The 24,733-nt window shown below is 65.6% G+C and carries 25 protein-coding genes; 15 read left to right on the forward strand and 10 right to left on the reverse strand.

Annotation, left to right across the window (positions count from 1 at the left end):
• Nucleotides 1-34 precede the first annotated feature (34 nt).
• The 4 genes from xerC to QCE62_RS15280 form a co-directional block, all read right to left on the reverse strand.
• Nucleotides 35-958: a tyrosine recombinase XerC gene (gene xerC, locus QCE62_RS15265; RefSeq protein ID WP_309919342.1), complete on the reverse strand. Its 924-nt coding sequence runs from the start codon at nucleotides 956-958 to the stop codon at nucleotides 35-37.
• Nucleotides 959-961: 3 nt separating this feature from the next.
• Nucleotides 962-1,681, reverse strand: coding sequence for a DUF484 family protein (locus tag QCE62_RS15270; RefSeq protein WP_309919345.1), 720 nt, complete (start codon nucleotides 1,679-1,681; stop codon nucleotides 962-964).
• Nucleotides 1,682-1,697: 16 nt separating this feature from the next.
• Nucleotides 1,698-2,570: a diaminopimelate epimerase gene (dapF, locus tag QCE62_RS15275; protein ID WP_309919348.1), complete on the reverse strand. Its 873-nt coding sequence runs from the start codon at nucleotides 2,568-2,570 to the stop codon at nucleotides 1,698-1,700.
• 72 nt (nucleotides 2,571-2,642) lie between these two features.
• Nucleotides 2,643-3,527: a lipid A biosynthesis lauroyl acyltransferase gene (locus QCE62_RS15280; RefSeq protein WP_309919351.1), complete on the reverse strand. Its 885-nt coding sequence runs from the start codon at nucleotides 3,525-3,527 to the stop codon at nucleotides 2,643-2,645.
• Nucleotides 3,528-3,811: 284 nt separating this feature from the next.
• Between QCE62_RS15280 and metK the strand changes: the two genes are divergently transcribed.
• Both metK and QCE62_RS15290 read left to right on the forward strand, forming a co-directional pair.
• Complete coding sequence (gene metK, locus QCE62_RS15285; protein ID WP_309919354.1) at nucleotides 3,812-4,999, forward strand: methionine adenosyltransferase; 1,188 nt, start codon at nucleotides 3,812-3,814, stop codon at nucleotides 4,997-4,999.
• Nucleotides 5,000-5,120: 121 nt separating this feature from the next.
• On the forward strand, nucleotides 5,121-6,209 hold the full coding sequence (locus QCE62_RS15290) for an alkene reductase (RefSeq protein WP_309919357.1): 1,089 nt from the start codon (nucleotides 5,121-5,123) through the stop codon (nucleotides 6,207-6,209).
• Here QCE62_RS15290 and QCE62_RS15295 read toward each other — a convergent pair.
• Nucleotides 6,206-6,493: a hypothetical protein gene (locus QCE62_RS15295; protein ID WP_309919890.1), complete on the reverse strand. Its 288-nt coding sequence runs from the start codon at nucleotides 6,491-6,493 to the stop codon at nucleotides 6,206-6,208. The genes QCE62_RS15290 and QCE62_RS15295 overlap by 4 nt on opposite strands.
• A 378-nt stretch (nucleotides 6,494-6,871) precedes the next feature.
• On the opposite strand from QCE62_RS15295, the gene QCE62_RS15300 reads away from it, so the two are divergent.
• The gene (locus QCE62_RS15300; protein ID WP_309919360.1) at nucleotides 6,872-7,648 is read left to right on the forward strand and encodes a phytanoyl-CoA dioxygenase family protein; all 777 of its coding nucleotides are present in this window, start codon (nucleotides 6,872-6,874) and stop codon (nucleotides 7,646-7,648) included.
• Nucleotides 7,649-7,658: 10 nt separating this feature from the next.
• On the opposite strand, the gene QCE62_RS15305 is transcribed toward QCE62_RS15300, so the two are convergent.
• Together QCE62_RS15305 and QCE62_RS15310 are read right to left on the reverse strand one after the other, a co-directional pair.
• The gene (locus tag QCE62_RS15305) at nucleotides 7,659-7,862 is read right to left on the reverse strand and encodes a DUF3185 family protein (RefSeq protein WP_309919363.1); all 204 of its coding nucleotides are present in this window, start codon (nucleotides 7,860-7,862) and stop codon (nucleotides 7,659-7,661) included.
• 79 nt (nucleotides 7,863-7,941) lie between these two features.
• Nucleotides 7,942-8,739 (reverse strand): mechanosensitive ion channel family protein, encoded by a 798-nt coding sequence (locus QCE62_RS15310; protein ID WP_309919366.1) that lies wholly within the window; start codon nucleotides 8,737-8,739, stop codon nucleotides 7,942-7,944.
• A gap of 237 nt (nucleotides 8,740-8,976) precedes the next feature.
• Here QCE62_RS15310 and mgrA point away from each other — a divergent pair, with 237 nt between their 5' ends.
• From mgrA to QCE62_RS15370, 12 genes are all read left to right on the forward strand, one after another.
• The gene (mgrA, locus tag QCE62_RS15315) at nucleotides 8,977-10,020 is read left to right on the forward strand and encodes an L-glyceraldehyde 3-phosphate reductase (protein ID WP_309811091.1); all 1,044 of its coding nucleotides are present in this window, start codon (nucleotides 8,977-8,979) and stop codon (nucleotides 10,018-10,020) included.
• 508 nt (nucleotides 10,021-10,528) lie between these two features.
• The gene (locus QCE62_RS15320; RefSeq protein ID WP_309811093.1) at nucleotides 10,529-11,299 is read left to right on the forward strand and encodes a ferredoxin--NADP reductase; all 771 of its coding nucleotides are present in this window, start codon (nucleotides 10,529-10,531) and stop codon (nucleotides 11,297-11,299) included.
• A gap of 343 nt (nucleotides 11,300-11,642) precedes the next feature.
• Nucleotides 11,643-12,518 (forward strand): sensor histidine kinase, encoded by an 876-nt coding sequence (locus tag QCE62_RS15325; RefSeq protein WP_309919369.1) that lies wholly within the window; start codon nucleotides 11,643-11,645, stop codon nucleotides 12,516-12,518.
• Nucleotides 12,519-12,526: 8 nt separating this feature from the next.
• Nucleotides 12,527-13,180 (forward strand): response regulator transcription factor RqpR, encoded by a 654-nt coding sequence (rqpR, locus tag QCE62_RS15330; RefSeq protein ID WP_309919373.1) that lies wholly within the window; start codon nucleotides 12,527-12,529, stop codon nucleotides 13,178-13,180.
• Between the two features lie 144 nt (nucleotides 13,181-13,324).
• Nucleotides 13,325-14,773: an amino acid permease gene (locus QCE62_RS15335; RefSeq protein ID WP_309919375.1), complete on the forward strand. Its 1,449-nt coding sequence runs from the start codon at nucleotides 13,325-13,327 to the stop codon at nucleotides 14,771-14,773.
• A gap of 214 nt (nucleotides 14,774-14,987) precedes the next feature.
• Nucleotides 14,988-15,464 (forward strand): 2Fe-2S iron-sulfur cluster-binding protein, encoded by a 477-nt coding sequence (locus QCE62_RS15340; RefSeq protein WP_309919377.1) that lies wholly within the window; start codon nucleotides 14,988-14,990, stop codon nucleotides 15,462-15,464.
• A gap of 55 nt (nucleotides 15,465-15,519) precedes the next feature.
• Entirely contained in the window at nucleotides 15,520-17,901 is a 2,382-nt protein-coding gene (locus QCE62_RS15345) for a xanthine dehydrogenase family protein molybdopterin-binding subunit (RefSeq protein ID WP_309919379.1), read from the forward strand.
• Nucleotides 17,902-17,912: 11 nt separating this feature from the next.
• Nucleotides 17,913-18,713: a xanthine dehydrogenase family protein subunit M gene (locus QCE62_RS15350; RefSeq protein WP_309919382.1), complete on the forward strand. Its 801-nt coding sequence runs from the start codon at nucleotides 17,913-17,915 to the stop codon at nucleotides 18,711-18,713.
• 5 nt (nucleotides 18,714-18,718) lie between these two features.
• Nucleotides 18,719-19,612, forward strand: a complete 894-nt coding sequence (locus tag QCE62_RS15355; RefSeq protein ID WP_309811114.1) for a MoxR family ATPase — start codon at nucleotides 18,719-18,721, stop codon at nucleotides 19,610-19,612.
• Nucleotides 19,609-20,808 carry a VWA domain-containing protein gene (locus QCE62_RS15360; protein WP_309919385.1) on the forward strand — a complete coding sequence of 400 codons (1,200 nt, stop codon included), beginning with the start codon at nucleotides 19,609-19,611 and terminating at the stop codon, nucleotides 20,806-20,808. The genes QCE62_RS15355 and QCE62_RS15360 overlap by 4 nt, the downstream gene beginning before the upstream one ends.
• The gene (locus QCE62_RS15365; RefSeq protein ID WP_309919387.1) at nucleotides 20,799-21,362 is read left to right on the forward strand and encodes a carbon monoxide dehydrogenase subunit G; all 564 of its coding nucleotides are present in this window, start codon (nucleotides 20,799-20,801) and stop codon (nucleotides 21,360-21,362) included. Before QCE62_RS15360 ends, QCE62_RS15365 begins: the two co-directional genes overlap by 10 nt.
• A complete protein-coding gene (locus QCE62_RS15370; protein ID WP_309811122.1) occupies nucleotides 21,335-22,354 on the forward strand; it encodes an XdhC family protein in 1,020 nt (339 codons plus the stop codon). The genes QCE62_RS15365 and QCE62_RS15370 overlap by 28 nt, the downstream gene beginning before the upstream one ends.
• A gap of 34 nt (nucleotides 22,355-22,388) precedes the next feature.
• Here QCE62_RS15370 and QCE62_RS15375 read toward each other — a convergent pair whose 3' ends face one another.
• The 3 genes from QCE62_RS15375 to QCE62_RS15385 form a co-directional block, all read right to left on the reverse strand.
• On the reverse strand, nucleotides 22,389-23,117 hold the full coding sequence (locus QCE62_RS15375; protein ID WP_309919390.1) for a PepSY-associated TM helix domain-containing protein: 729 nt from the start codon (nucleotides 23,115-23,117) through the stop codon (nucleotides 22,389-22,391).
• A gap of 162 nt (nucleotides 23,118-23,279) precedes the next feature.
• Nucleotides 23,280-24,320 carry a serine/threonine protein kinase gene (locus QCE62_RS15380; RefSeq protein ID WP_309919393.1) on the reverse strand — a complete coding sequence of 347 codons (1,041 nt, stop codon included), beginning with the start codon at nucleotides 24,318-24,320 and terminating at the stop codon, nucleotides 23,280-23,282.
• A gap of 60 nt (nucleotides 24,321-24,380) precedes the next feature.
• Nucleotides 24,381-24,593, reverse strand: a complete 213-nt coding sequence (locus QCE62_RS15385; RefSeq protein ID WP_309811131.1) for a hypothetical protein — start codon at nucleotides 24,591-24,593, stop codon at nucleotides 24,381-24,383.
• Nucleotides 24,594-24,733 lie beyond the last annotated feature (140 nt).

Raw genomic sequence — 24,733 nt, forward strand, 5'->3', positions numbered from 1 at the left:
GCCGCGTGTGGACGCGGCTGGATTAATCGTGCGCTCAGTCGCGTTTTTTGGCGCGCGGATGCGCCGAGTCATACACGCGGGCGAGATGCTGGAAGTCGAGCGAGGTGTAGACCTGCGTCGCGGTGATGCTCGCGTGGCCGAGCAGTTCCTGTACGGCGCGCAGATCGCCGCTCGATTGCAGCACGTGCGTGGCGAACGAATGGCGCAGCACGTGCGGATGCACGTTCGACGGAATGCCCGCCAGCAACGCCAGCCGCTTTACGCGCGTGCGCACGACGCCCGGCGCCATGCGGTTGCCGCGCACGGAGAGAAAGAGCGCGTGGGGATCGAGCTTGACGAATTCGCCACGCACGGCGATCCACGCGCGCAGTGCCTCGATCGCCTTGCGCCCGACCGGTACCGAGCGACGCCGGCTGCCCTTGCCGAGCACGGTCACTTCCTCGTGCTCGAGATCGAGCCAGCCTGCCGAGCGGTAGCCGTTCTCTTCGACGAAGCGCACGTCGAGTCCCACCAGTTCCGCGAGCCGCAAGCCCGACGAGTAAAACAGTTCGAGGATCGCGTGATCGCGCAGCGCTTCGGTCGTGCCGGCTTGCGGCGCGTCCATGAGCGCCATGGCGTCGTCGACGGAAAGCGCCTTCGGCAAGGTTTTTTCGCCTTTCGGCGCGCGCACCGTCGAGACCGGATTGGCCGGCATCTCGACCCGTTCGGCCAGCCAGCGATAGAACGCGCGCCAGGCCGACAGCCGGTGCGCGATGGAGCGCGGCGACAGTCCGCCCGAATGCGCCCGCACGACGGCGCCGCGGATATCGGCGGCGGTGAGCGTTTGCAGAGGACGCTCCTTGGCCAGCGCGCGCAGTTCACCGAGCTCGTAGGCGTAGGCGCGCAACGTGTGCTCGGACAGCCGCCGCTCGTGTTCGAGCATCGCGAGATAGGTGGCGATGGCCTCGGCGGTGTCCATGGCTCAGTGCGGCAGCAGGCGGGACACGGCCGCGCTCGCGAGCGCGCCGATCTGCATCAGGAAGTCGGTGGCCATGCCGTCATGGAAGCGGCGCGGGTCGGGCGAACCCATGACCAGCAAGCCGATGCTCGGCGCATCCGGACCAGCCTGCGGGTCGCGCAGCGTGACCAGCGCGACCGACTCCACCTTGCGTTCGATGTCGGACAGACCGTCGCCGGGCGCGACTGTCGCCGAGGCCGAGTTCTCGACGCCGAGCCATTGCGCCGCCGCGAAATCCGTGTTCGCGCCGCAGTACGGCACGGTCAGGCTGTTCGCGAAGATGCGCACTTCCTCGCCCACCTGTCGCGCGAAGTCCGCCTGGCGATACGCTTCGTCGATGTCCCACAGGCGCAGCGCCGCATGCGGCACGTCGAAGACTTCGCACAGGCCCGCGCTGATGGTCTTGGGCAACGCGTACGGATCGCGCTGCGAGATCACGCGCACGGTCCAGCGGTTGAACTTGGTCGAGATGCTGTCGTTCTCGTGGCCGTAGCGCAGCAGTTCGGCGAGGCGCCGTTCGAGCTGCTTGTTCTTGTCGCGCAGCATTTCCATCTGGCGCTCCTGCAGCGACACGGCGGCCTTGCCATGCGGATTCGAGAGCCGGATGCTGCCGAGCAGTTCCGCGTGCTCGGCGAAGAAATCGGGATTGTCGAGCAGGTAGTCGGCGACTTCGCGTGGATTCATGGTCGATAGGGTTGCGTTAGACGATGCGATCGAGCTCGATTTCGCCTTCGAAGACCGTCGTGGCCGGGCCCGCCATGAACAGCGCGGCGGAGGTGTCGCGCGCGCCGTCCCAGCTGATCGTGAGCGTGCCGCCGTGGGTCTCGACGCGCACCGGCGAGTCCAGCACGCCACGGCGAATGCCCGCCGCCACGGCGGCGCAGGCGCCCGTGCCGCACGCGAGGGTTTCGCCCGCGCCGCGTTCGAAGACGCGCAGCTTGACCGAATGCCGGTCGATGACCTGCATGAAGCCCGCGTTCACGCGCTTCGGAAAGCGCGCGTGGCGTTCGATCAGCGGTCCTTCAGTCAGTACCGGATATGCCTCGACGTCCGCGACGATCTGCACCGCGTGCGGATTGCCCATCGAGACGGCGGAGATCCAGCGCGTTTCACCGGCTACATCGAGCGGCCAGAGCGTGTCGTCGTGCTCGCGGCGGCCTTCGAGCCCGTGCGCGTCGAACGGCACCAGCGGCGGATCGAACACGGGCGTGCTCATGTCGACGACGACCTCGCCGTTGTCTTGCATCGTCAGCGTGATGACGCCGTTCTGCACCTGCACGCGCACGCTCGACGCATCCGTCAGCCGCCGCTCGCGCACGAACTTCACGAAGCAGCGGGCGCCGTTGCCGCAATGCTCGACTTCGCCGCCATCGCAATTGAAGATGCGGTACTTGAAATCCACGCCGCCGATGGTCGGCTTCTCCACGAGCAGCAGCTGGTCCGCGCCGATGCCGAAATGACGGTTGGCGAGCGCGCGCACCTGCGCGGCGCTCAGGTCGAGCACCTGCGTATAGCCGTCGAGCACGACGAAGTCGTTGCCCGCGCCCTGCATCTTGGTGAATTTGAGTTTCATGGCCGCTATTGTATGTGAGGCGTCGCGCGGCGTTTCCTGCCGCGCCCGCTTCAGTGCCGCTTCAGTGCCGCTTCAATAGAAGCCGGGCTCGCCCGGCGGCCGCGTCTTGAAGCGTTTGTGCACCCAATAATATTGCTCGGGCATGTCGGGAATGTGCTCTTCGAGGAACGCGTTCATGCGCCGGGCATCGGCTTCGTCGTCGCCGGTCGGATAGTTGTCCCACGGCGCGAAGATCTTGAGCCGGTAGCCCTTGTAGTCGGGCAGCACTTCGCCGATGAACGGCACTACCTGCGCGCGTCCCGTCTTGGCGAGCCGGCCGACCGCCGTCAGCGTACACGTGGGAATGCCGAAGAACGGCACGAACGCCGAGTTGCGCATGCCATAGTCCATGTCCGCGCCGAGCATCACGGGCTTGCGGTCGCGCAGCCAGCGCAGCACGATGCGCGCGCTGTCGGCGCGGCTGGCCATGTCGGCGCCGAAGCGGCCGCGCTGCTTCTTCGCCATCTCCTCGACCTGCGGGTTCGAGAACGGCTGGTAGAGCGAGCCGCATTGCCGGTGCAGCGAGGAGTTGAGGAAGATGGAGCCCGCCTCGATGCCGACGAAATGCAGTCCGAGAAACAGCGTGGGCGGCAGGTTGGGGTCGGTGAGGTCGACGGCGCTGTCGAGCTGGATCAGCTTTTCGAGCTTCCTGGCCGAGCCGAACCACTGCACGCTGCGCTCAACGTAGCTGCGGATCGCGTGGCGGAAATGCTTCTGCGCGATGTCCTCGCGCTTCTCGTCGGACCACTCCGGAAAGCACAGCTTGAGGTTGGTGTGGACGATGCGCTTGCGGCGGCTCGGGATCTGATAGAGCAGCCAGCCGAGACCGTCGCCGAAACGCGCGGTGATGCCGTATGGAATGATCGCGAGGAACTTGAGAAAGCCAATCGCAAGGGCTACCCCGATACGCCCTAGCATGATGTGCTCCAGCGAACATACGGGTGGCCGCGAGGTACGGAAGATTGATGCGGGGCGATTGGCGTCAAGCGGTCGGCTCTGAAAAAATAAGGGAAGCCGGTATAATAAAACCTTCGCCGAGTTAATGGACAACTTGCGGGGCGAAGCGGGCGCGGGGCTTCATGCAGTCTTGCAGTCATGGAGTTGCCGGCCTGGTAAGGATATCCGCTAAAGCGTCGCCGCTTCAGACTCCAAACGAAGTCGGCTACGTGAATACCAACCGTACTCAAACTGGAGTCTGAAGCGTGTCGAACGACTATCTCTTTACTTCCGAATCTGTTTCCGAAGGCCACCCGGACAAGGTCGCCGACCAAATCTCCGACGCCATCCTCGACGCCATCCTGGCTCAGGACAAGTATTCGCGCGTCGCAGCGGAAACTCTGTGCAACACCGGTCTCGTCGTGCTCGCCGGTGAAATCACCACCACGGCCAATGTCGACTACATCCAGGTCGCGCGCGAAACCATCAAGCGCATTGGCTACGACAACACCGATTACGGCATTGATTATCGCGGTTGCGCGGTGCTCGTCGCGTATGACAAGCAGTCGCCCGATATCGCTCAAGGCGTGAACAAGGCGCACGACGACAACCTCGATCAAGGCGCCGGCGACCAGGGCCTGATGTTCGGCTACGCATGCGACGAAACGCCCGAGCTCATGCCGCTGCCCATCCATCTTTCGCACCGTCTGGTCGAGCGTCAGGCGAACCTGCGCCGTGACGGGCGCCTGCCCTGGCTGCGTCCGGATGCGAAGTCGCAAGTCACCGTGCGCTACGTGGACGGCAAGCCGCATTCCATCGACACCGTGGTGCTCTCCACGCAGCACGCACCGGACATCGACCTGCCGCAGCTGCGTGAAGCCGTGATCGAAGAGGTCATCAAGCCGACGCTGCCGAAGGAACTCATCAAGGGCGACATCAAGTTCCTGGTGAACCCCACGGGGCGCTTCGTGATCGGCGGTCCGCAGGGCGATTGCGGTCTGACGGGCCGCAAGATCATCGTCGATACGTACGGCGGCGCGGCTCCGCACGGCGGCGGCGCGTTCTCGGGGAAGGATCCGTCGAAGGTCGACCGTTCGGCTGCGTATGCGGGCCGCTATGTGGCGAAGAACATCGTCGCGGCGGGCCTCGCGTCGCGTGCGCTGATCCAGGTGTCCTATGCGATCGGCGTGGCGCGTCCGACCTCGATCATGGTCAACACGTTCGGCACGGGTCGCATCTCGGACGCCGAGATCACCAAGCTCGTGCAGGAACACTTCGATCTGCGTCCGAAGGGCATCATCCAGATGCTCGACCTGCTGCGTCCGATCTACGAGAAGACCGCCGCCTACGGCCACTTCGGCCGCGAAGAGCCGGAGTTCTCGTGGGAAGCCGCCGACAAGGCGCTCGTGCTGGCCGAAGCGGCAGGCACCGAGCCGGTCGCGAGCGTCGCGTAACACGCTTCGCCGCACCGTAGTACAGGTCGTCAAGGGACCGGCAGGCAGCGCGCCTGCCGGTTTTTTTTGCGCACGTTTCTTGCGCTGCAATGAGCGGATTCTCGGAACTTCCGGAGCCGCCATGTCGCATGAAACGCTCTTCTCGCCGCTCGGCATCGGCCGTCTTGAATTGCCGAATCGCATCGTCATGGGGCCGCTCGCGCGGCATCGCGCCGCACAGCCCGGCGACGTTCCCGTCGAAATGAATGCCCGCTATTACGCGCAGCGCGCGAGCGCGGGCCTGATCATCACGGAGTCCGCGCAGATTTCACCCGCGGGACGCGGCGGCTATGCCACGCCCGGCATGGTTTCGGATGCGCAGGAAGCGGGATGGAAAGCCGTCGCGGGCGCGGTGCATGCCCGGCATGGTCGCATTGCGCTGCAGTTGGCGCACGCCGGGCGACTGTCGCATCGGCGCTTGCAGGAAAGCGGCGCGCCGCCCGTCGCGCCCTCGGCGATCCGGGCGCGCGACGCAAAACTCCTCGTGCGCGACGACGACGGCGCGTTCGCCTTGATCGATGCCGATGACCCCCGAACGCTGGAAACGAACGAGATCGCGAGCGTCGTGCTGCAATACGTCGATGCCGCGCACCGCGCCGATCGGGCCGGTTTCGACCTGCTCGAAATTGACGCGTCCGACGGCGCGCTGCTGCATCAGTTCATCGCGACCGGCACGAACCGTCGCAGCGACGAATACGGCGGCGGCGTCGAGCAGCGAACGCGGCTCGTCGTGGACGTGCTCGAGGCGGTGTCAAGCGTGCTTGGCGCGGATCGTATCGGCTTGCGGCTGTCGCCGCTCTTCGCAGGCGCGGATATCGAGGATGCCGAAGCACGCGAATCGGCGACGTACCTGGCGCATGCACTCGAGCGGATCGGCATCGCGTATCTGCAGCTGGCCGATTTCGACGACGCCCTGCTTCACAGCGTGCGCGATGCGTATAGCGGCGCGCTCATCGCGGCCGGCGACTGGCGCATCGACGAAGCGAGCGCGCTGATCGGGCGCGGCGCCGCCGATGCCGTGGCATTCGGCCGCGCCTTCGTCGCGAATCCGGATCTGGTGGAACGGGTGAAGGAGAACGCGCCGCTGGCCGAGGCCGATCCCGCAACCCTTCGAGGCGGCGGCGAGGCGGGCTATACCGACTACGCGGCGCTGAACGACAAGAGCGCCTAGCGCGCGGCGAATGCGTACCAGCCGGCGCTGCTCGTCGACAGGCGGCGCGGACGGCGGCTCGTCAATGCAGCCGGTTTGGGTTTGGGTTTGGGCGTGGGTGCGCGCAATGACACCGGGCGTCGCAACAAGGCTCGCAACGACACGCGGCGCGATGCTGCACGTACCCGAAGATTGAAGAAAAGTCCGCGGAACCACGAGCGAATGCCATCGACGGGATGGACCTGCTTCAATTGCTCCGCAAGCAGGCGAGTGCGGGTGGAATGATGGCGCAGTGCGCGGATCATGCCGCGGCGGGCAGGACGCGCCGCGCGTGATGCTGCACGGGAAAGGCCCATGGCGATTCGGGAGTTCATGTCGGCGGGAGGTCGGTTTGCTGGATGGCAAACCTGACGGTAGTCGTCTCAAAAATAACGTTCAAGCCTTCGATCCAACTCTGTTCATCAAGTTGCACCGAATTGATGCGGCCAATGTACAAGAGCTTCGTGACCCGGGTAAGTCCGCGTTTTCCCTGTAATTTTCTGTAGCGTTCGCTGACAAGAATCAGGTAAAGCTCCACCGCATGGGCCTTGGCGCCGCGACGGAATTACAATCGATGAATTCGAACCAATTCCGGATATAGCGTCATTGGCATGAATGATCGAGCCAAGGCACGCGGAACTGAAATGTCTGATCAAAACTGGCTGAAATCCAAAAAAGAACAGGTGCGTGAACTGCGCGAAACGGGCTTCGTCATCGTCAAGGGACTCGTTTCCCAAGAACGTTGCGACGCCATGCGCGACGTCGCGCGTCAGCAACTCGCCGAGGCCGCGGCGCCCATCGAGTTCGAAGCGGACCTCAGGTATCCGGGCGCGCCGGATTCAAAGGAAGCGCCCGGCGGCCACACGGTGCGTCGTCTGCTGGACGCCTACGCGCGGCATCCGCTGTTCGCTGAGTTCGCGACATCGCCGGAAGTGCGCGGCTGGATGGAACTGTACTTCGGGGAAACGCCGTATCTCTCGCGCGCGCATCACAACTGCATGATGACCAAGCATCCGGCGTACGGCAGCCTGACCGGATGGCATCGGGACGTGCGCTACTGGGCGTTCGAACGGGACGACCTGGTGTCGGCGTGGATCGCGATGGGTCGCGAGACGGTGGATAACGGCGGGCTGTGGTTCGTGCCGGGATCGCACAAGCTGCCGTTCACGTCGGATCGTTTCGACGACGCCAAATTCTTCCGCTCCGACGTGCCGGAAAACGCCGCCCTGATTCGCACGGCGGTGTCGCCGGAACTCGCACCGGGCGACGTCGTGTTCTTCCACTGCAATACGCTGCATTCGGCCGGCAAGAACCTCACTGACCAGGTGAAGTTCTCGCTCGTCTACACCTATCGCGGGGCGAGCAACGCGCCGCTGCCGGGCACGCGTTCGGCATCGAAGCCGGAAGTGGCGCTCGCCTGATCCGGCGGGCTCAGCGCCGCGAAGGAATGGCCAGTCCGATCAGCCCGGCCAGACACGCCAGGACGCCGCCGGCGATCAGCCAGATGGTCTTGTTCGTCGGCGAGCCTGTGAAGAAACGGGCCACGTCGTTGGACAGCGAATGGAACGACTGGCCGCCGAAGTACAGCAGCACAATGCCGCCGACAAGCAGCGCAACGGAAATCGCTCGGGTCATGGTCTGGTCTCGTGACTGAAAGGCGCGTCAGGTTAATCGGTTGGCAAGCCGGCGTCCACCCGCCCGTTGGCCAACCGATTCAGGCGGCCTGCGCTTCCTCGCGCGTGAGCGGCTGGATCTTGCGCAGCAGATCGGCCATCACGTTGGCGTGATCGCCCCGGCTCGTCCACGCGCCGAGGTTGTACTTGACGCCGGTATCGGTGTAATCCGTCACCGCAATCCACGGCGCCGACGGCCCTTCCTGCACGATGCGCGCATCCTCGCCGACCAGCCGGCGCAGTTCGCCGAGCACGTGATCCACTTTCAGCCCGTGCTGCGCCTGGAAGTTGATGACGACGCGCCGGCGGTCGTTCGCGCTGTAGTTGGTGATGGCGTTCGCCCAGATCAGGCTGTTCGGCACATACATGACGATGCCGTCGGCTTTCGTCAGACGCGTGGTGAAAAGTCCGATTTCATTGACGGTGCCCGCCGTGGTGCCGACGCCTTCGATGTAATCGCCAACCCGGAACGGCCGCAGCAGCAACAGCATCAGCCCCGCCGCGATGTTCTGCAGCGTGCCTTGCAAGGCCAGCCCGATAGCCAGGCCCGCGGCGCCGAGCACGGTGAGGATGCTGGCCGCCGCGATGCCGAACTTGCCGAGCGCCGCGACGATGGCGACCACGCGGATCGCCCATAGCGCGATGCTGGCGAGCACCGGCGTGAGCGTCGCGTCGACATTGGTGCGGGCCAGCGCACGGCGCAGCGCGTTGGCGACGACATTGGAAATCCACCATCCGGCCAGCAGGATCAACAGGGCCAGCAAGATGTCGATGCCGTACGTCACGGCGATGGCGGTAAAGGAGTCGTAGGCGGGGCGCAGTCGGTCGATCGAATCCATGGGAAGCTCCAGAAACGGGATGAGCATTGGTCCGGCTGGACCGGCGAACGTTCACTGTAGCTGGCAGCGTCCCGGTGAAAGGCGGTGCCAAATAACGGGACGGCGGGAAGGACGCTGCACGCCCGCCGTCGATCGGCTTACCATGGACGCCCTTGGCAGGTCGCGTGCCCGCACGGCGTACGCTGCCATGCCGGTCGCAAGTCCGTTCAACATGCAAATCCGCAGAGGAAATCCGTCATGGCTTACCACGCATCATCCGAGCGCTATACGCAGATGCAGTACCGCACCTGTGGCAGAAGCGGGTTGAAGCTGCCGGCGCTTTCGCTGGGCCTGTGGCATAACTTCGGCGACACCACGCCCATTTCCACCCAGCGCGAAATCCTGCGTACCGCGTTCGACCTGGGCGTCACGCATTTCGATCTCGCCAACAACTACGGCCCGCCCTACGGCAGCGCCGAAACCAACTTCGGGCGCCTCTTCAAGGACGATTTCCGGCCGTACCGCGACGAACTGCTGATTTCGTCGAAGGCCGGATGGGACATGTGGCCGGGACCGTACGGCCAGGGCGGCGGCTCGCGCAAGTACGTGCTCGCGAGCCTGGATCAGAGCCTGAAGCGCATGGGCCTTGATTACGTCGACATCTTCTATTCGCATCGTTTCGACGCCGACACGCCGCTCGAGGAAACCGCCGGCGCGCTCGCCACCGCGGTGCATTCCGGCAAGGCGCTGTACGTGGGCATTTCGTCCTATTCGGCGACGAAGACGCGTGAAATGGCGAAGCTGCTCGCCGAACACAAGGTGCCGCTGCTGATCCATCAGCCGTCCTACAACATGCTGAACCGCTGGATCGAGAAGGAACTGCTCGACACGCTTGACGACATCGGCGCCGGCAGCATTGCGTTCACGCCGCTCGCGCAGGGTCTGCTGACGAACAAGTATCTCAACGGCGTGCCGCAGGATGCCCGCGTCAACAAGCCGGGCGGTGGGTCGCTCAAGCAGGAGCATCTGAGCGACGCCAATCTGGCGCACGTGCGCAAGCTCGATGAACTGGCGCAGAAGCGCGGCCAGAGCCTCGCGCAAATGGCGCTGGCGTGGGCGTTGCGCGGTTCGCGCGTGACTTCGGTGCTGATCGGCGCGAGCCGCGCGGAGCAGGTCACGGAGAACGTCGCCGCGCTGAAGAACCTGGAGTTCACGGCGGAGGAACTCGCTGAGATCGACCGGCATGCGCAGGAAGGCGGCATCAATCTGTGGGAGAAGCCCTCCACCGATCAGCGCATCTGACCGGCGCAAACGCGTCCAAGCCTTTCTGCGGAAAGGGGTTTTTCCAGCCGGCGACGGTTCCGTTGCTATCATGCGGGCTCGGCGGCTTCCGGCGATTCGATCATTGCCAGGAAGCCCGCTGAAGCCCGCCGCCCGCCAGCCACACGCCAGCCAGCGACATCCGTTCAGCGCGCTTTTTCGTCCGCGCGTTACGTCTGGAGACAGACGTGCGCGACTCTGCCGCAGCGGCGTCCCGCGCGGCCCCGGACGACGCGGATTCGCTATCGGGTTAAAATGCACGACTCCGCCGGGCTGTCGCGCTGCCTGGGTGTAGTCCGAGTCGTAGCCTGAGTCGTACCGAAGCGCCTGGGTCGTACCGATCCGCGGCCGTCACCACTCGATCGTCCTTTCGCGCAGCGCAGCGCCTTCGTCGTGCGCGCGTTTGCAGCGCGGCCCCGGCGTGGCGATGGTTGCCGCAAGCCGGCCGCGATCGTCGGAGCGCCACCGTTTTCGCACAGTTCAAGAAGCCATGAGCAACCTTAACTCTCAAACCGTCCTGAGCGTCCATCACTGGACCGACACGCTTTTCAGTTTCACCTGCACCCGCGACAGCTCGTTCCGCTTCGAGAACGGCCAGTTCACGATGGTGGGCCTCGAAGTCGAAGGCAAGCCGCTGTTGCGCGCCTACAGCCTCGCGAGCGCCAACTACGAAGAGCATCTCGAATTTCTGAGCATCAAGGTGCCGGACGGTCCGCTGACCTCGCGCCTGCAGCACTTGAAGGTGGGTGATTCCGTGCTGATCGGCAAGAAGCCGACGGGCACGCTCATGGCCGACAACCTGCTGCCCGGCAAGACGCTGTGGCTGCTGTCGACGGGCACGGGGCTCGCGCCGTTCATGTCCATCATCAAGGACCCGGACGTGTACGACCGCTACGAGAAGATTGTGCTCACGCACACCTGCCGTTTCGTCGACGAGCTCGCGTACAAGGACTTCATCACCGAGCATCTGCCGGCGCACGAGCACATCGGCGAGATCGTGTCGGAGAAGCTGGTCTACTACCCGACCGTCACGCGCGAGGAATTCGCCAACCGCGGCCGCATCACGGATCTGATCGAAACGAAGAAGCTGTTCGCGGATCTGGCGGTTGAGCCGTTCTCCGTCGAAAACGACCGCGTCATGCTCTGCGGCAGCCCGCACATGCTCCGCGACACGCGCGAACTGCTCGACGCCATGGGCTTCAAGGAAGGCAGCAACAATCATCCTGGCCACTATGTCGTCGAGAAGGCGTTCGTCGGCTGATCGTTGCGCCGCATTCGCTGGGCAAGAACCGGAGCCACGCGCTCCGGTTTTTTTTCGCCTCGACTCACAGTGCGCAGTTACAAATTTGCCGTCGCCGCCAGCGTGTCGTAGGTGTTTTTCCTACGCATTGTGTGCGCCGGACTTGGCAAACGACATGAAGTTCACCGTTCCAGGCCTTGTCAGACATGGATTTATCATATTTTTGAGATATGATCCGTTTACGCCTGAGACGGCGCGCGCGCCGCGCGCCCCATCTTCGATGTTACAGAGTGTAAATTCAGTTACGCCGCTCGCGGGTCAGCCGGGGACGTAGCTCCAGTTGCGCTCAAAGCGAGGAATGTGAATGAACCCGCCGGCCAAGATCTCGCTCGACGAGACTCCGATTCGTCGCGCCCCGTTGCGCGGGGTGTCGTCACCGCCGCCGGAATGTCCCGGCGCGTCTTTTAGCCTTCCGTCTTCGTCTCCGTGGTCCGCGCTCATCGACGCCAAGCTCAAGGGCGATCGGCAGATCCAGCGTCTCACCGCGCGCGTGCAGGAACTGGCCGCGCTGCTCGCCGCCACCGAAGAACGCGCGCGCCAGGCGCTTGCCCAGGATCTCCACGACGAAACCGGCGCAGCGCTCACCATCGCCAATCTGGCGCTCGCGCGCGCCGGACACTGGCTTCCCGCCGATGCCCCCGCCGCACTCGACGACGCGCTGCATCAGGCGCGCGCCGCGCTGGCCGAGGTCAGCGAAACGAGCCATCGCATTGTCGAGGGTCTGCATGCGCCGACCTTCGCCGCCGGTCTTGGCGCCGAACTGCTCAACTGGATCGAAAGCTTCCAAGCCCGCACGACGCTTGCCGTGACGTTCGTCTGCGCGCGAGACGCGCATCTCGACCGCCTGTCCGATGACATGTCGCTCGCGCTGTTTCGCGTGGCGCAGGAAGCGCTCGGCAATGTCGCGCGCCACGCCGGCGCCACGCGCGCGAACGTCACCCTCGACGCCGACAACGACGCCATCACGCTGACCGTCGAGGACGACGGCATCGGCATCAGCACGGCCGCGCGTCGCAAGAGCGGGCGCTTCGGCCTGTCCGGCATGCGTGCGCGCTGCGAGTCGCTGTGCGGCAGCCTGCGCGTCGTGGCGGCAAAACCGGCGGGAACCATCGTGCGCGCGCGCCTGCCGTGGGCCGCGGCGCGGCCGGCGTTGTTCGCGGTCGGCGTCATGAGCGCCTGAGGCCGCCGATGCTCAAGGTCCTGCTCGCCGACGACCACGCCATCGTGCGCCGCGGCGTCGCGCAATTGCTGGTGGAGCGCGGCGTCGCCGCTGAAGTGTCGGAGGCCGAAACCGGCATGCAGGCGCTCGCGCTTGTCGCGCGCCGTCCGTTCGATGTCGCGATGCTCGACATCTCGCTGCCCGACGTCAACGGTATCGACCTGCTGAAGCGCATCAAGCGCGACGCGCCGCGCTTGCCGGTGCTGATGTTCTCGATGTACCGGGAGGATCAGTACGCGGTGCGGGCACTGAAGGCGGGCGCGGCGGGCTATCTGTCGAAGACGGCCGATCCCGCGCTGATGCTCGGCGCGATCCGCCAGGTGGCGGAGGGCCGGAAATACGTGAGCCCGGAAATGGCCGAAGCGCTCGCAACCTACGTTTCGCTCGATACCGAACGGCTGCCGCACGAAAAGCTGTCGGACCGCGAGTTCCAGACGCTGTGCATGCTGGCGTCCGGCAAGCGCCTGACGGATATTGCGAACGCCTTATCGCTTTCGGTTAAAACGGTGAGTGTTTATCGCGCGCGGTTGTTGGAGAAGATGAAGCTCGCCAACAACGCGGAACTGACCTTCTACGTCATGAGCAACCGTCTCGTCGACATGAATCCGGGCATCGCCAGCTGATAATTTATCTTTCTCGAGATAAATTCGTAAAACTTCGCCACAGCATGCGTGACGTGCCCCATCTCAGGGCAATCTTTGAGTCTCCGATAAAATGCCGGGTTTCCCGCAGCAGGGCGCCCGCGTGCCAGAAGGAGATTCATCGCAATGTCGTTGTTCCGCAGGAAGAATGTCGAGCACATGCTGGCCAGCGCGTCCGGCACCTCGCTCAAGAAAACACTCGGCGCCCTCGATCTGACCTTTCTCGGCATCGGGGCGATCATCGGCACCGGGATTTTCGTGCTGACCGGCACGGGCGCCGTGCAAGCAGGCCCGGCCCTGATGATCTCGTTCATCGTCGCGGCAGTCGCCTGCGGTTTCGCCGCGCTGGCCTACGCCGAATTCTCATCGACGATTCCCGTCGCCGGCTCCATCTACACCTATTCCTACGCGACACTCGGCGAACTGGCCGCGTGGATCATCGGCTGGGATCTGATGCTCGAGTACGGGCTCGCGTCGTCAGCCGTGTCCGTGGGTTGGTCCGGCTATCTGCAATCGCTGTTGTCCGGCTTCGGCGTCGCCTTGCCCACCGTCCTGACCGCCGCGCCCGGTGCGCTGCCCGGCCAGGTCACCTGGTTCAACCTGCCCGCGTTCCTGGTAATGATGGCCATCACCACGCTGCTCTCGGTCGGCATCAAGGAATCGACGCGCGTCAACAACCTCATGGTCGCGATCAAGGTGACGGTCGTGTTGCTGGTGATCGCCGTGGGCGTGTTCCACGTCAAGCCCGCGAACTGGCATCCGTTCATGCCGCACGGCTGGTCCGGCGTGTTCGGCGCGGCCGCCGTGATGTTCTTCGCGTTCATCGGCTTCGACGCGGTGTCGTCGGCGGCGGAAGAAGTGAAGAATCCGAAGCGCGATCTGCCCATCGGCATCATCTCGTCGCTGGTCGTGTGCGCCGTGCTGTACGTAGCGGTGGCGGGCGTCGTGACGGGGATCGTGCCGTCGGCGCAGTTTGCGAACAATCCGCATCCGGTGTCGTTCGCGCTGCAGTTGGCGGGGCAGAACTGGGTGGCCGGCTTCATCGATCTCGGCGCGGTGCTCGGCATGCTCACCGTGATTCTCGTGATGAGCTACGGCCAGACCCGCATCATCTACGCGATGTCGCGCGACGGTCTCCTGCCCGCGCGCCTGTCGAAGGTGCATCCGCGCTTTTCGACGCCTTTCTTCACTTCCTGGCTCGTCGGCATCGTCTTCGGGCTGATCGGCGCGCTCGTGCCGCTCAATGTGCTGGCGGAACTCATCAACATCGGCACGCTGGCCGCGTTCTCGCTGATGTCCGTCGCGGTGCTGATCCTGCGCCGTACGCACCCCGACCTGCCGCGTGCGTTCCGCTGCCCGGGCGTGCCGGTGGTGCCGGTGCTGGCCGTCGCCTCGTGCCTCTTCCTCATGGCCAACCTCCAGGCGACCACCTGGATTGCCTTCCTCGTGTGGCTGGTGGCCGGTCTGGCGATCTATTTCGCCTATTCGCGCCGTCACGCGCTGCTGGGCCGCGCGCCGTCTGAAGCGTCGGGCGCGTCTGCCCGTTTGAATGAGCGCGAAACCGCGACGCACTGAACGCTCTGCACAGGTTTCCAAACGCCGCCTCCGGGCGGCGTTTTGCAGTGCGGCGGCCTGAACCGGACGGGCGTTCGCGCGGATGGCGACGCCCGTCGATTTGTGTTTTACTCGACGTCACAAACACAACACCCAACCCAGCTGAACGCTCACGGCGGCAGTAAGGCAGGTGCAACGGCGTGAAGCGGGTCCGTCCTCACATGGAGACAGTGAAATGGCGCTCAGCATCAGCCTGACGGTCAACGGCAAGCCCGTGACCGCCACCGTCGAACCGCATCTTCTGCTGGTCCAGTTTCTCCGCGATCAACTCCGCCTCACCGGCACCCACATCGGCTGCGACACCGCCCAGTGCGGTGCATGCACCGTGCACCTCGAAGGCCGCGCGGTGAAGTCGTGCAACATGCTCGCCGTGCAGGCGGACGGCATGGACGTGACGACCATCGAAGGCATGGCGCGAGACGGCCAGCTCCATCCGATGCAGGCGGCATTCAAGGACTGTCACGGCTTGCAGTGCGGCTTCTGCACCCCGGGCATGGTGATGAGTGCGAGCGCGCTGGCCGCGCAGTCGGCCAACCTGTCCGAGGAAGAAGTCCGAGAGCAGCTCGACGGCAACCTGTGCCGCTGTACGGGCTATCACAACATCGTCAAAGCGGTGCTCCAGGGCGCGCAGGACATGAAAGCGGGCGCCTGATCCCGGTTCCGATCCCCCTCCGAAACGATGAATCGCGCCTGAACAGGAGACCGCGATGAATGCCCCTGAGCATAAGAAATTGATCGGCGCCGGCGTCAAGCGCAAGGAAGACTATCGCTTCCTGACCGGCGCGGGCCAGTACACGGACGACGTGGTCCTGCCGCAGCAAAGCCATGGCGTGTTCCTGCGCTCGCCGCATGCGCACGCGCGGATCACGCGCATCGATATCGAGGCGGCGAAGGCGTCGCCGGGCGTGATCGGCATCTTCACGGGCCGGGATCTGGCGGGCGAGAACGTCGGCGGCCTGCCGTGCGGCTGGCTGATCCACAGCACCGACGGCTCACCGATGCACGAACCCCCGCACCCGGTCATCGCCCACGACAAGGTGCTGCATGTGGGCGATCAGGTGGCACTGGTGATCGCGGAGACGGTCAAGGAGGCGAAGGACGCGCTCGAACTGATCGAGGTGGATTACGACGAGCTGCCCGCTACGGTCGATACCGGCAGCGCATCCGACGCCGGCCAGCCGCTGGTACACGACAGCGTGCCGAACAACATCTGCTACAACTGGGGCCACGGCGACAAGGCCCGGACCGACGCCGCCTTCGCGCAGGCCGCGCACGTGACGACGCTCGATATCGTCAATCAGCGTCTCGTGCCGAATGCCATCGAACCGCGCGCCGTCAACGCGAGCTACTCGAAGCACGACGAGAGCTACACGGTCTACGTCGCGAACCAGAACCCGCACGTGGAACGTCTGCTGATGGCGGCGTTCGTACTGCAACTGCCGGAGTCGAAACTGCGCGTGATCGCGCCGGACGTCGGCGGGGGCTTCGGCTCGAAGATCTTCCTGTATCCGGAAGATGTCGCGCTGACGTGGGCCTCCCGGAAAGTCGGGCGGCCGGTCAAGTGGACAGCGGAACGTTCCGAAGCCTTTCTCTCCGACGCGCACGGCCGCGACCACGTCACGAAGGCGGAACTTGCCATCGACGGGGACGGCAAGTTCATCGGCATGCGCGTGCATACGACGGCGAACATGGGCGCGTATCTGTCGACCTTCGCCTCGTCGATCCCGACCGTGCTCTACGCGACGCTGCTCGCCGGCCAGTACACGACGCCCGCCATCTACGCCGAAGTGAAAGCCGTGTTCACCAACACCGTGCCGGTGGATGCGTATCGCGGCGCGGGCCGGCCGGAAGCGACGTATGTGGTCGAGCGGCTGGTGGAAACGGCGGCGCGCGAGCTGAACATCGACCCGGTGGAACTGCGGCGCCGCAACTTCATCCGCGAGTTTCCGTATGCGACGCCGGTCGGCCTGACCTACGACACCGGCGATTACGACGCCTGCCTCGATCGCGCGCTGGAACTCGCCGACGTGAAAGGTTTCGCGGCGCGGCGCGAGGAATCGAAGCAAAACGGCAAGCTGCGCGGCATCGGTTATTCGTGCTACATCGAGGCGTGCGGACTGGCGCCGTCGAACGTGGCGGGCGCACTGGGCGCGCGCGCCGGTCTCTTCGAAGCAGGCGAAGTGCGCGTGCATCCGACCGGCTCGGTCACCGTCTTCACCGGCTCGCACAGTCACGGCCAAGGCCACGAAACCACCTTCGCGCAAGTGGTCGCGGACCGGCTCGGCATCGCGATCGAAAACGTCGAGGTCATCCACGGCGATACCGGACGCATTCCCTTCGGCATGGGCACGTACGGGTCGCGCTCGATCTCGGTCGGCGGCTCGGCGATCATGAAGGCGCTCGACAAGGTCGAGTCGAAGGCGAAGAAGATCGCCGCGCATCTGCTGGAAGCGGCGGTGGAGGACATCGAGTTCCAGAACGGCGTGTTCCGGGTCGCGGGAACGGACCGCACCAAGACCTTTGTCGATGTCTCGCTGGCCGCCTACGTGCCGCACAACTTCCCGCTCGACCAGATGGAGCCAGGCCTCAACGAGAACGCGTTCTACGATCCGACCAACTTCACCTATCCGTCCGGCGCCTACGTGTGCGAAGTGGAAGTGGACCAGGACACGGGCGAGACGCGCATCCAGAAGTTCACCGCCGTCGACGACTTCGGCAACGTGATCAATCCGATGATCGTCGAAGGCCAGGTGCACGGCGGGCTGGGACAGGGCATCGGGCAGGCGATGCTCGAACGCTGCGTGTATGACGACAGCACCGGCCAGTTGCTGTCCGGCTCGTTCATGGACTACGCGATGCCGCACGCCGTGGATCTGCCGAACTTCACCGTGGAGACCGCGAAAGGCACGCCGTGCACGCACAATCCGCTCGGCGTGAAGGGCTGCGGCGAAGCGGGGGCGATCGGCTCGCCGCCCGCCGTCATCAACGCGATTCTCGACGCGCTCGCGCCGCTCGGCGTGAAGGACTTGCAGATGCCCGCGACGCCGCACCGCGTCTGGACCGCGATGCACGCCGCCCAACCCGCATAAGGAGACCGGCCATGTACTCATTCGACTATCAACGGCCGGGCGAAGCGCAGGCAGCCGTCGCGGCGCTTTCCTCAAACGACGAGGCCAAGTTCCTCGCCGGCGGCCAGAGCCTGCTGCCGACCATGCGCCTGCGTCTCGCGCAGCCGTCGGCGTTGATCGACGTGACGCGCATCGCGTCGATGAAAGCCGTCACGTTGAATGGCGGCACGCTCACCATCGGCGGCGCCGTGTGCCATGCCGCCGTGGCGGCGAACCCCGACGTGCAGCAGGCATTGCCGGGCCTCGCGGATCTCGCGGGCCGGATCGGCGACCGCCAGGTGCGCGAACGCGGGACCATCGGCGGCTCGCTCGCCAACGACGATCCCGCCGCGTGCTATCCGTCCGCCGTGCTCGCGCTGAACGCGACCGTCGTGACGGACCGCAGGCGCATCGCCGCCGACGACTTTTTCATCGACATGTATCAGACCGCGCTCGAACCCGATGAACTCATCACCGCGGTCGAGTTTCCGCTGGCCGAGCGCGCGGCGTATGAGAAGTTTCGCAATCCCGCGTCGCACTTCGCGCTGGTCGGCGTGTTCGTCGCGAAGTTCAAGGATGGCGTGCGCGTCGGCGTGACCGGCGCGGCGCCGTCGGTGTTCCGGTCCGCCGAGCTGGAGGCGGCGTTGTCGAGGGACTTTTCGGTGGCGTCGGCGCGCGGCGTGACCATCGCGCCGGATCAACTCAACGCCGACATGCACGCCAGCGCCGCATACCGCGCGCACCTGATACCGGTGCTCGCGGGCCGCGCGGTGGAACGTGCGCTGTCCTTCTAGCCGCGATGCAGGACGACCCCGCTTCCATCGACGAAACGCTCGCGCGCCTGCGCGAGCAGCAGTACTTCGCGACCCGCGAACTCGCGACGGCGCTCTTCCTCGCGCTGAAGCTGCAGCGCCCGCTGTTTCTCGAAGGCGAGCCGGGCGTCGGCAAGACCGAGCTCGCGAAGGCGGCGGCCGGCGTGTGCGGCACGACGCTGCTGCGGCTGCAATGCTACGAAGGACTCGACACCGCGAGCGCGCTGTACGAATGGGACTATCCGCGGCAGATCATGGCGCTGCGGCTGGCGGAAGCGGCGGGAGAGACGCCGTCGAACGAATCGCTGTATCGCGGCGAGTTCCTGCTCAAGCGTCCGCTGCTGCAGGCCTTGCTGCCCGACGCCGCGCATCCGGAAGCGCGCCGCGTGCTGCTGATCGATGAAATCGACCGCGCCGATGAACCGTTCGAGGCCTTTTTGCTGGAACTGCTGTCGGACTTCCAGGTGTCGATTCCCGAGTACGGCACCGTACGCGCCGCCCGGCCGCCGCTCGTCGTGATGACGTCGAACCGCACGCGCGAAGTCCACGATGCGCTGAAGCGCCGCTGCCTGTATCAGTGGATCGGCTATCCGGCGCGTGACGTGGAACTGGCGATCGTCGCGGCGCGCGCGCCTGAGGCGGGGCAAGACTTGCAGGCGCGCGCCGTTGCCTTCGTCCATGCGCTGCGCACGCTGGACCTGTTCAAGGCGCCGGGCGTGGCGGAGACGATCGACTGGTGCCGCGCGCTGGCGGCGTTGTCGGTGTCGGAGCTCGATCCGCAATCGGTGCAGGACACGCTGGGCGTGCTGCTCAAGTACCAGGACGATCTCGCGCGCATGGACGCCGATACGCTCGCGCGCTGTCTCGCGGCGGCGCCATGACGCTGGGACCGTTCGCGCGCAATGTCGTGCATTTCGTGAGGCTGCTGCGCGGCGCGGGGCTCGGCATGTCGCCTGCGCAGGCCGTCGATGCACTCGACGCATTGCGCCATGTGGATCTCGGCCGGCGCGACGATGTCCGCGCGACGCTCGCCTGTCTGCTGGTGCACGCGAGCGACGAGCGCGAGATCTTCGACGCAGCCTTCGATCTGTTCTGGCGCGATCCCGACTGGGAAGGCAAGCTGCGCGCGCTGCTGTTGCCGAAGGTGACGAACGGCATGCCGCCGCCGAAGCGCAACAACCGTCTCGCCGATGCGCTGGCGGCGCGCGCCGCGCCAGTGCAGACCCCGCAGCCGCCGCCTGCCGACGCGCAGCCGGAGCAGGCGCATGCGCGCATCACGTTCAGCGCGCAGGAGCGCCTGAGTCACCGCGACTTCGACACGCTCAGCGCCGACGAATGGCGCACACTGCGGCATCAGATTCGCGCGCACCGCATTCCGCTCGCGACCGAGCCGACCCGCAGGCTCAAGGCTGCGTCGCGCGGCACGCACGCCGACCTCAAAGCGAGCGCGCGGCATGCCGTGCGTTCAGGCGGCGACTGGACCGTGTGGAAGTATCGCGCGGTCGTCGAGCGCCGGCCGCCGCTGGTGCTGCTGCTCGATATCTCGGGCTCGATGAGCGCCTATTCGCGCGCGGTGCTGTATTTCTGCCACGCGCTCGTGCAGTCGCGTGAACGGCTACAGGTCTTCCTGTTCGGCACGCGCCTGACTCACGCCACGCGCGCGCTGCGCGAACGCGATCCCGATATCGCGATCGCGGCGCTCGGCCAGAGCGTCGCGGACTGGTCGGGCGGTACGCGCATCGGCGCGGCGCTCGCGGAGTTCAACCGCCGCTGGGCGCGCCGCGTGCTGGCGGGACGCGCAACGGTGCTGCTCGTGACCGATGGCCTCGATCATGAAGCCATCGACGTGCTCGATGCCGAGATGCACCGGCTCAGGCGCTTCGCACATCGGCTCGTGTGGCTCAATCCGCTGCTGCGCTACGCCGGTTTCACGCCGCGCGCGCGGGGTGCGCGCGCGATCCTGCCGCACGTCGATGCGATGCTCGCGGCGCATAACCTCGACAGTCTCGCGGCCGTCGGACGCGAGCTTGCTGCCTTGTCGCAACATCCGCCCTCCGGAGGCCCGCGATGGAACTGACCGAAACGCACATCTTGCCCGTCACGCAGGAACGCGCGTGGGAAGCGCTGAACGACACGTCGATCCTGAAAGCCTGCATTCCGGGCTGCGACAGCATCGAAGCCGACGGCGAAAACACCTACGCCGTTGCGATGACGGCGGCGGTCGGTCCGGTGAAGGCGCGGTTCAAGGGCAAAATGGAGCTGACGAACATCGACGCGCCTCGTACCTATACGATCGTGTTCGAAGGGCAGGGCGGCGCGGCGGGTTTCAGCAAGGGCAGCGCGACGGTGCATCTCGAACCCGGCGACGAAGCCGATTCGACCAAGCTCAGCTATTCGGCCACCGCGCAGGTGGGCGGCAAGCTGGCGCAGATCGGCTCGCGTCTGGTCGACGGCGCGGCGCGCAAAATTGCGGCAGAATTTTTCAAGCGCTTCGGCGCGCAGCTTCAGGGCGGTCAGGCGCCGCAGGATGCCGCAGCCGAGGGCAGCGGCGAGGCGCCGGATGCGCCCGAAGAACAGGACGTGCAGCAAAAGGGAAAGAAATCATGGACAGCGTGGATCTCGAAGTCCTGAAGAACAGCGCGCGATGGCTCGAAGAAGGCCATCGCGCACTGCTCGTCACGGTCGTCAAAACATGGGGCTCGTCGCCACGGCCCGAAGGCGCGATGCTCGCCGTGCGCGGCGATGGACACGTGGTCGGATCGGTATCGGGCGGGTGTATCGAGGATGATCTGATCGAGCGGGTGCGGCAGCGGGGCATCGAGCAGACCGCGCCCGAGGCGGTGAAATACGGCATCAGCGCCGAAGAGGCGCATCGCTTCGGCTTGCCGTGCGGCGGCACCATCCAGCTCGTGCTGGAGCCGCTCACGCGCGCGAGCGGCATCGCGGAGCTGTGTGCGGCCGTGGAAAGCGGCAGGCTGGTGGCGCGCACGCTCGACATGGCAACCGGCGCCGCGCGTCTCGAACCGGCCCAGGCCACCGATGGCGTCCTCTTCGACGACCAGCAACTGCTGACGATCCACGGCCCGCGTTACCGGATGCTGGTGATCGGCGCGGGGCAGTTGTCGCGTTATCTGTGCAGCATCGCCGTAGGGCTGGATTATCAGGTGACCGTGTGCGACCCGCGCGAGGAATACACGGAAGAGTGGAACGTGCCGGGCACGACGATCGTCCGCACCATGCCCGACGACACCGTCATGGAGATGCAGCTCGACGAACGCTGCGCGGTGATCGCGCTGACGCACGATCCGAAGCTCGACGACCTCGCGCTGATGGAAGCGCTGAAGACGCCGGCGTTCTATGTCGGCGCGCTGGGATCGCGGCGCAATAACGCGGCGCGGCGCGAACGGCTGAAGGAGTTCGATCTCAGCGAAGCCGAACTGGCCCGGCTGCATGGGCCCGTAGGCATTTATATCGGCAGCAGGACGCCGCCGGAAATCGCGGTGTCGATACTCGCCGAAGTCACCGCTGCCAAGAACGGCGTCTCGCTGCCGGAACTGCTGCAGGTGGAAGGCGCAAAGGCGGCGCGTGAAGTGGCGGGCAAAGGAGAGGTGTGCGGCGTGTGAGCGTCGTGAGAACGCTCATCGCGTGACGGAGCGCTCAGATCAGCCCGCAGACGATCGCCGCAATCAGCGAAGCCGCCACGATCACTGCGCCTGCCGTGCGCTTCTTGTTGAGTTCGGTCCAGAGCAGCACGCCCGTCAGCGACAGCAGCACGATGCTGCCCGCGAAGGTATCGATGAGCAGGATCCAGCCGACGCTCAGGCCCACGCCCTTGTGCAGGTTGGTCATCATCGCGAGGAAGGTGTTGTCGGTGCGCTTCACCGAAACGAAGTTGTTGCCCACCCAGTATTCGGCCATCACGTTGCCGCCCGGCGAAGCCACCATCACCGACCACTGTTCCGGCTGCATCGTGCTCTTGTCGCCCCAGCCCACGGCATGCGACGGTTCGCGGCGCGTGCGGCCGAGATTGCCGTCGAGCTTCAGTTCGCGCTTGAGCCAGGCGCCCATGTCGCGCGGCGTCTTGAAGCCTTCTGCCGGCAACGGCATTTGCAGCTGCGACACCTGCGGCTCGCCCGTCGAGATGCGCAGCGGCGGCGCGCGATGATTCAGCAGAAAGCCCGTCACGCCGAACAGGAGACCGAGCAGCGCACCCCACAGACCAATCCAGCCATGCACCTTGCGCAGCCATTTGAGAAAAGTTGAGCGGCGCGAGCGGTTCTTGCGCACGAACTGCTCGGCGTCGTCGATCAGACGGCCATGCGGACGATAGTGGGCCGGGCCGCTCGCTGCAGGCGGCTGCGGATTGAGGGTGTCGGGCGCGTTCAAGCGTCTCTCCAGGATTTCGAAACGGATGCACAAGCCCGCCCCCGATCGCAGGCGCGGCGATCAAAAAGAGGCGGGAAGATGAGAATCGTTATCGTTACACGCGCTAAAAGGCTTTGCAATCGTTTGTGATTGTTTAAAACGCCCGGGGTGTCACGAAAGATTTCAGACGGGCCAGAGCGGCCCTTCCTGCATGGCGCCGACCTGCTCCCGCAATTCGAGGATTCGCTCCTCCCAATAGCGCTGCGTGTTGAACCACGGAAACGCGGCAGGGAAGGCCGGATCGTTCCAGCGGCGCGCGAGCCACGCCGAATAGTGGATCAGGCGCAGCGTGCGCAGGGCTTCGATCAGATGCAGTTCGCGTGGATTGAACTCGCAGAAGTCCTCGTAGCCGGCGAGCAGGTCCGTCAGCGCCCGCGAGGCGTCCGCGCGGCCCGCCGGCAGCAGCAGCCACAGATCCTGGATGGCGGGGCCCATGCGGCTGTCGTCGAAATCGACGAAATGCGGGCCGCAATCGGTCCACAGCACGTTGCTCGGATGACAGTCGCCGTGCAGGCGCAGATGCTGTACGTCGCCCGCCCGCTCGAAGCAGTGCGCGACGCCTTCGAGCGCCATCGCGACGACCGTTTCCCATGCCTCGCGCACGTCGGCGGGCACGAAGTCGTGCGCGAGCAGATAGTCGCGTGGTTCGTAGCCGAAGGTGGTGATGTCGAGCGTCGGACGTTCGCGATACGGCTCGATTGCGCCCACCGCGTGAATCCGCCCGATGAAGCGCCCGAGCCACTCGAGCGTATCAGTGCGATCGAGATCAGGCGCGCGTCCGCCGCGCCGCTCGAACACGGAAAAGCGGAAGCCGCCGAACGCGTGCAGCGTGGCGCCTTCGAGCACGCGCGCGGGCACGGCCGGAATCTCGCGTGCGACGAGGCTCGCGACGAACGCGTGCTCTTCGAGGATCGCGCCGTCCGACCAGCGTTCCGGCCGATAGAACTTCGCGATAACCGGCGGGCCGTCCTCCACGCCCACTTGATAGACGCGGTTCTCGTAGCTGTTCAGGGGCAGCAGGCGGCCGTCGGTACGCGTGCCTGCGGGAATCAGGACGCTGTCGAGTGCATCGAGCACGCGCTCGGGCGTGAGGCCGGCGAAGGGGGGCGCGTCGCCATCGCGGGGAACGGGCGCGCCGTGGGAGTCGGGATCGATCGGGTTCATCCCGGCATTGTGCCGCGCCGGCGCGCGGACGGCATCAGCACGGCGGGTTTTCAGTGAGACTCAGTGAACGACCGTGTTCGCCGGCCGCACGATGTCGCCGGTGTCGATCAGGTCTTCAAGAAAGAACGGCTCCGTGTTGAGGAGCTGGGTGACGCCGGGCTCGCCTGCGTACCAGGCGACCATGGCCATGTCGCCAAGGATGCGCATGACGATGCCGCGCGCGCCCTGAGGCACGGCGATATGCACTGAGCGGACAATCGAACCGATTTGCATGATGAATCCCCGTTTCAACGCCGGCTGAGGATGACGCGCCGGTCAAAAAATATCGCAACAAGCACAGGCTTCTGACGGCTCGTGCACCACACTTTCGCTGCGTCAGCCTTGCGCGAAGGGGCTCGGCGCGCGGCGATCAT

The organism is Caballeronia sp. LZ033 (assembly GCF_031451265.1).
Taxonomy (GTDB): Bacteria; Pseudomonadota; Gammaproteobacteria; order Burkholderiales; family Burkholderiaceae; genus Caballeronia.

What these genes read in the sequence shown, in the direction of transcription:
- QCE62_RS15270 (WP_309919345.1), bottom strand. Translation starts at nt 1,681, where the DNA reads ATGAATCCACGCGAAGTCGCCGACTACCTGCTCGACAATCCCGATTTC.
- QCE62_RS15345 (WP_309919379.1), top strand. Translation starts at nt 15,520, where the DNA reads ATGAATGCCCCTGAGCATAAGAAATTGATCGGCGCCGGCGTCAAGCGC.
- QCE62_RS15360 (WP_309919385.1), top strand. Translation starts at nt 19,609, where the DNA reads ATGACGCTGGGACCGTTCGCGCGCAATGTCGTGCATTTCGTGAGGCTG.
- xerC (WP_309919342.1), bottom strand. Translation starts at nt 958, where the DNA reads ATGGACACCGCCGAGGCCATCGCCACCTATCTCGCGATGCTCGAACAC.
- QCE62_RS15320 (WP_309811093.1), top strand. Translation starts at nt 10,529, where the DNA reads ATGAGCAACCTTAACTCTCAAACCGTCCTGAGCGTCCATCACTGGACC.
- QCE62_RS15370 (WP_309811122.1), top strand. Translation starts at nt 21,335, where the DNA reads ATGGACAGCGTGGATCTCGAAGTCCTGAAGAACAGCGCGCGATGGCTC.
- QCE62_RS15380 (WP_309919393.1), bottom strand. Translation starts at nt 24,320, where the DNA reads ATGAACCCGATCGATCCCGACTCCCACGGCGCGCCCGTTCCCCGCGAT.
- QCE62_RS15310 (WP_309919366.1), bottom strand. Translation starts at nt 8,739, where the DNA reads ATGGATTCGATCGACCGACTGCGCCCCGCCTACGACTCCTTTACCGCC.
- QCE62_RS15300 (WP_309919360.1), top strand. Translation starts at nt 6,872, where the DNA reads ATGTCTGATCAAAACTGGCTGAAATCCAAAAAAGAACAGGTGCGTGAA.
- QCE62_RS15340 (WP_309919377.1), top strand. Translation starts at nt 14,988, where the DNA reads ATGGCGCTCAGCATCAGCCTGACGGTCAACGGCAAGCCCGTGACCGCC.
- rqpR (WP_309919373.1), top strand. Translation starts at nt 12,527, where the DNA reads ATGCTCAAGGTCCTGCTCGCCGACGACCACGCCATCGTGCGCCGCGGC.
- QCE62_RS15290 (WP_309919357.1), top strand. Translation starts at nt 5,121, where the DNA reads ATGTCGCATGAAACGCTCTTCTCGCCGCTCGGCATCGGCCGTCTTGAA.
- QCE62_RS15305 (WP_309919363.1), bottom strand. Translation starts at nt 7,862, where the DNA reads ATGACCCGAGCGATTTCCGTTGCGCTGCTTGTCGGCGGCATTGTGCTG.
- QCE62_RS15365 (WP_309919387.1), top strand. Translation starts at nt 20,799, where the DNA reads ATGGAACTGACCGAAACGCACATCTTGCCCGTCACGCAGGAACGCGCG.
- QCE62_RS15350 (WP_309919382.1), top strand. Translation starts at nt 17,913, where the DNA reads ATGTACTCATTCGACTATCAACGGCCGGGCGAAGCGCAGGCAGCCGTC.
- mgrA (WP_309811091.1), top strand. Translation starts at nt 8,977, where the DNA reads ATGGCTTACCACGCATCATCCGAGCGCTATACGCAGATGCAGTACCGC.
- QCE62_RS15325 (WP_309919369.1), top strand. Translation starts at nt 11,643, where the DNA reads ATGAACCCGCCGGCCAAGATCTCGCTCGACGAGACTCCGATTCGTCGC.
- QCE62_RS15295 (WP_309919890.1), bottom strand. Translation starts at nt 6,493, where the DNA reads ATGATCCGCGCACTGCGCCATCATTCCACCCGCACTCGCCTGCTTGCG.
- QCE62_RS15385 (WP_309811131.1), bottom strand. Translation starts at nt 24,593, where the DNA reads ATGCAAATCGGTTCGATTGTCCGCTCAGTGCATATCGCCGTGCCTCAG.
- QCE62_RS15280 (WP_309919351.1), bottom strand. Translation starts at nt 3,527, where the DNA reads ATGCTAGGGCGTATCGGGGTAGCCCTTGCGATTGGCTTTCTCAAGTTC.
- QCE62_RS15355 (WP_309811114.1), top strand. Translation starts at nt 18,719, where the DNA reads ATGCAGGACGACCCCGCTTCCATCGACGAAACGCTCGCGCGCCTGCGC.
- dapF (WP_309919348.1), bottom strand. Translation starts at nt 2,570, where the DNA reads ATGAAACTCAAATTCACCAAGATGCAGGGCGCGGGCAACGACTTCGTC.
- QCE62_RS15335 (WP_309919375.1), top strand. Translation starts at nt 13,325, where the DNA reads ATGTCGTTGTTCCGCAGGAAGAATGTCGAGCACATGCTGGCCAGCGCG.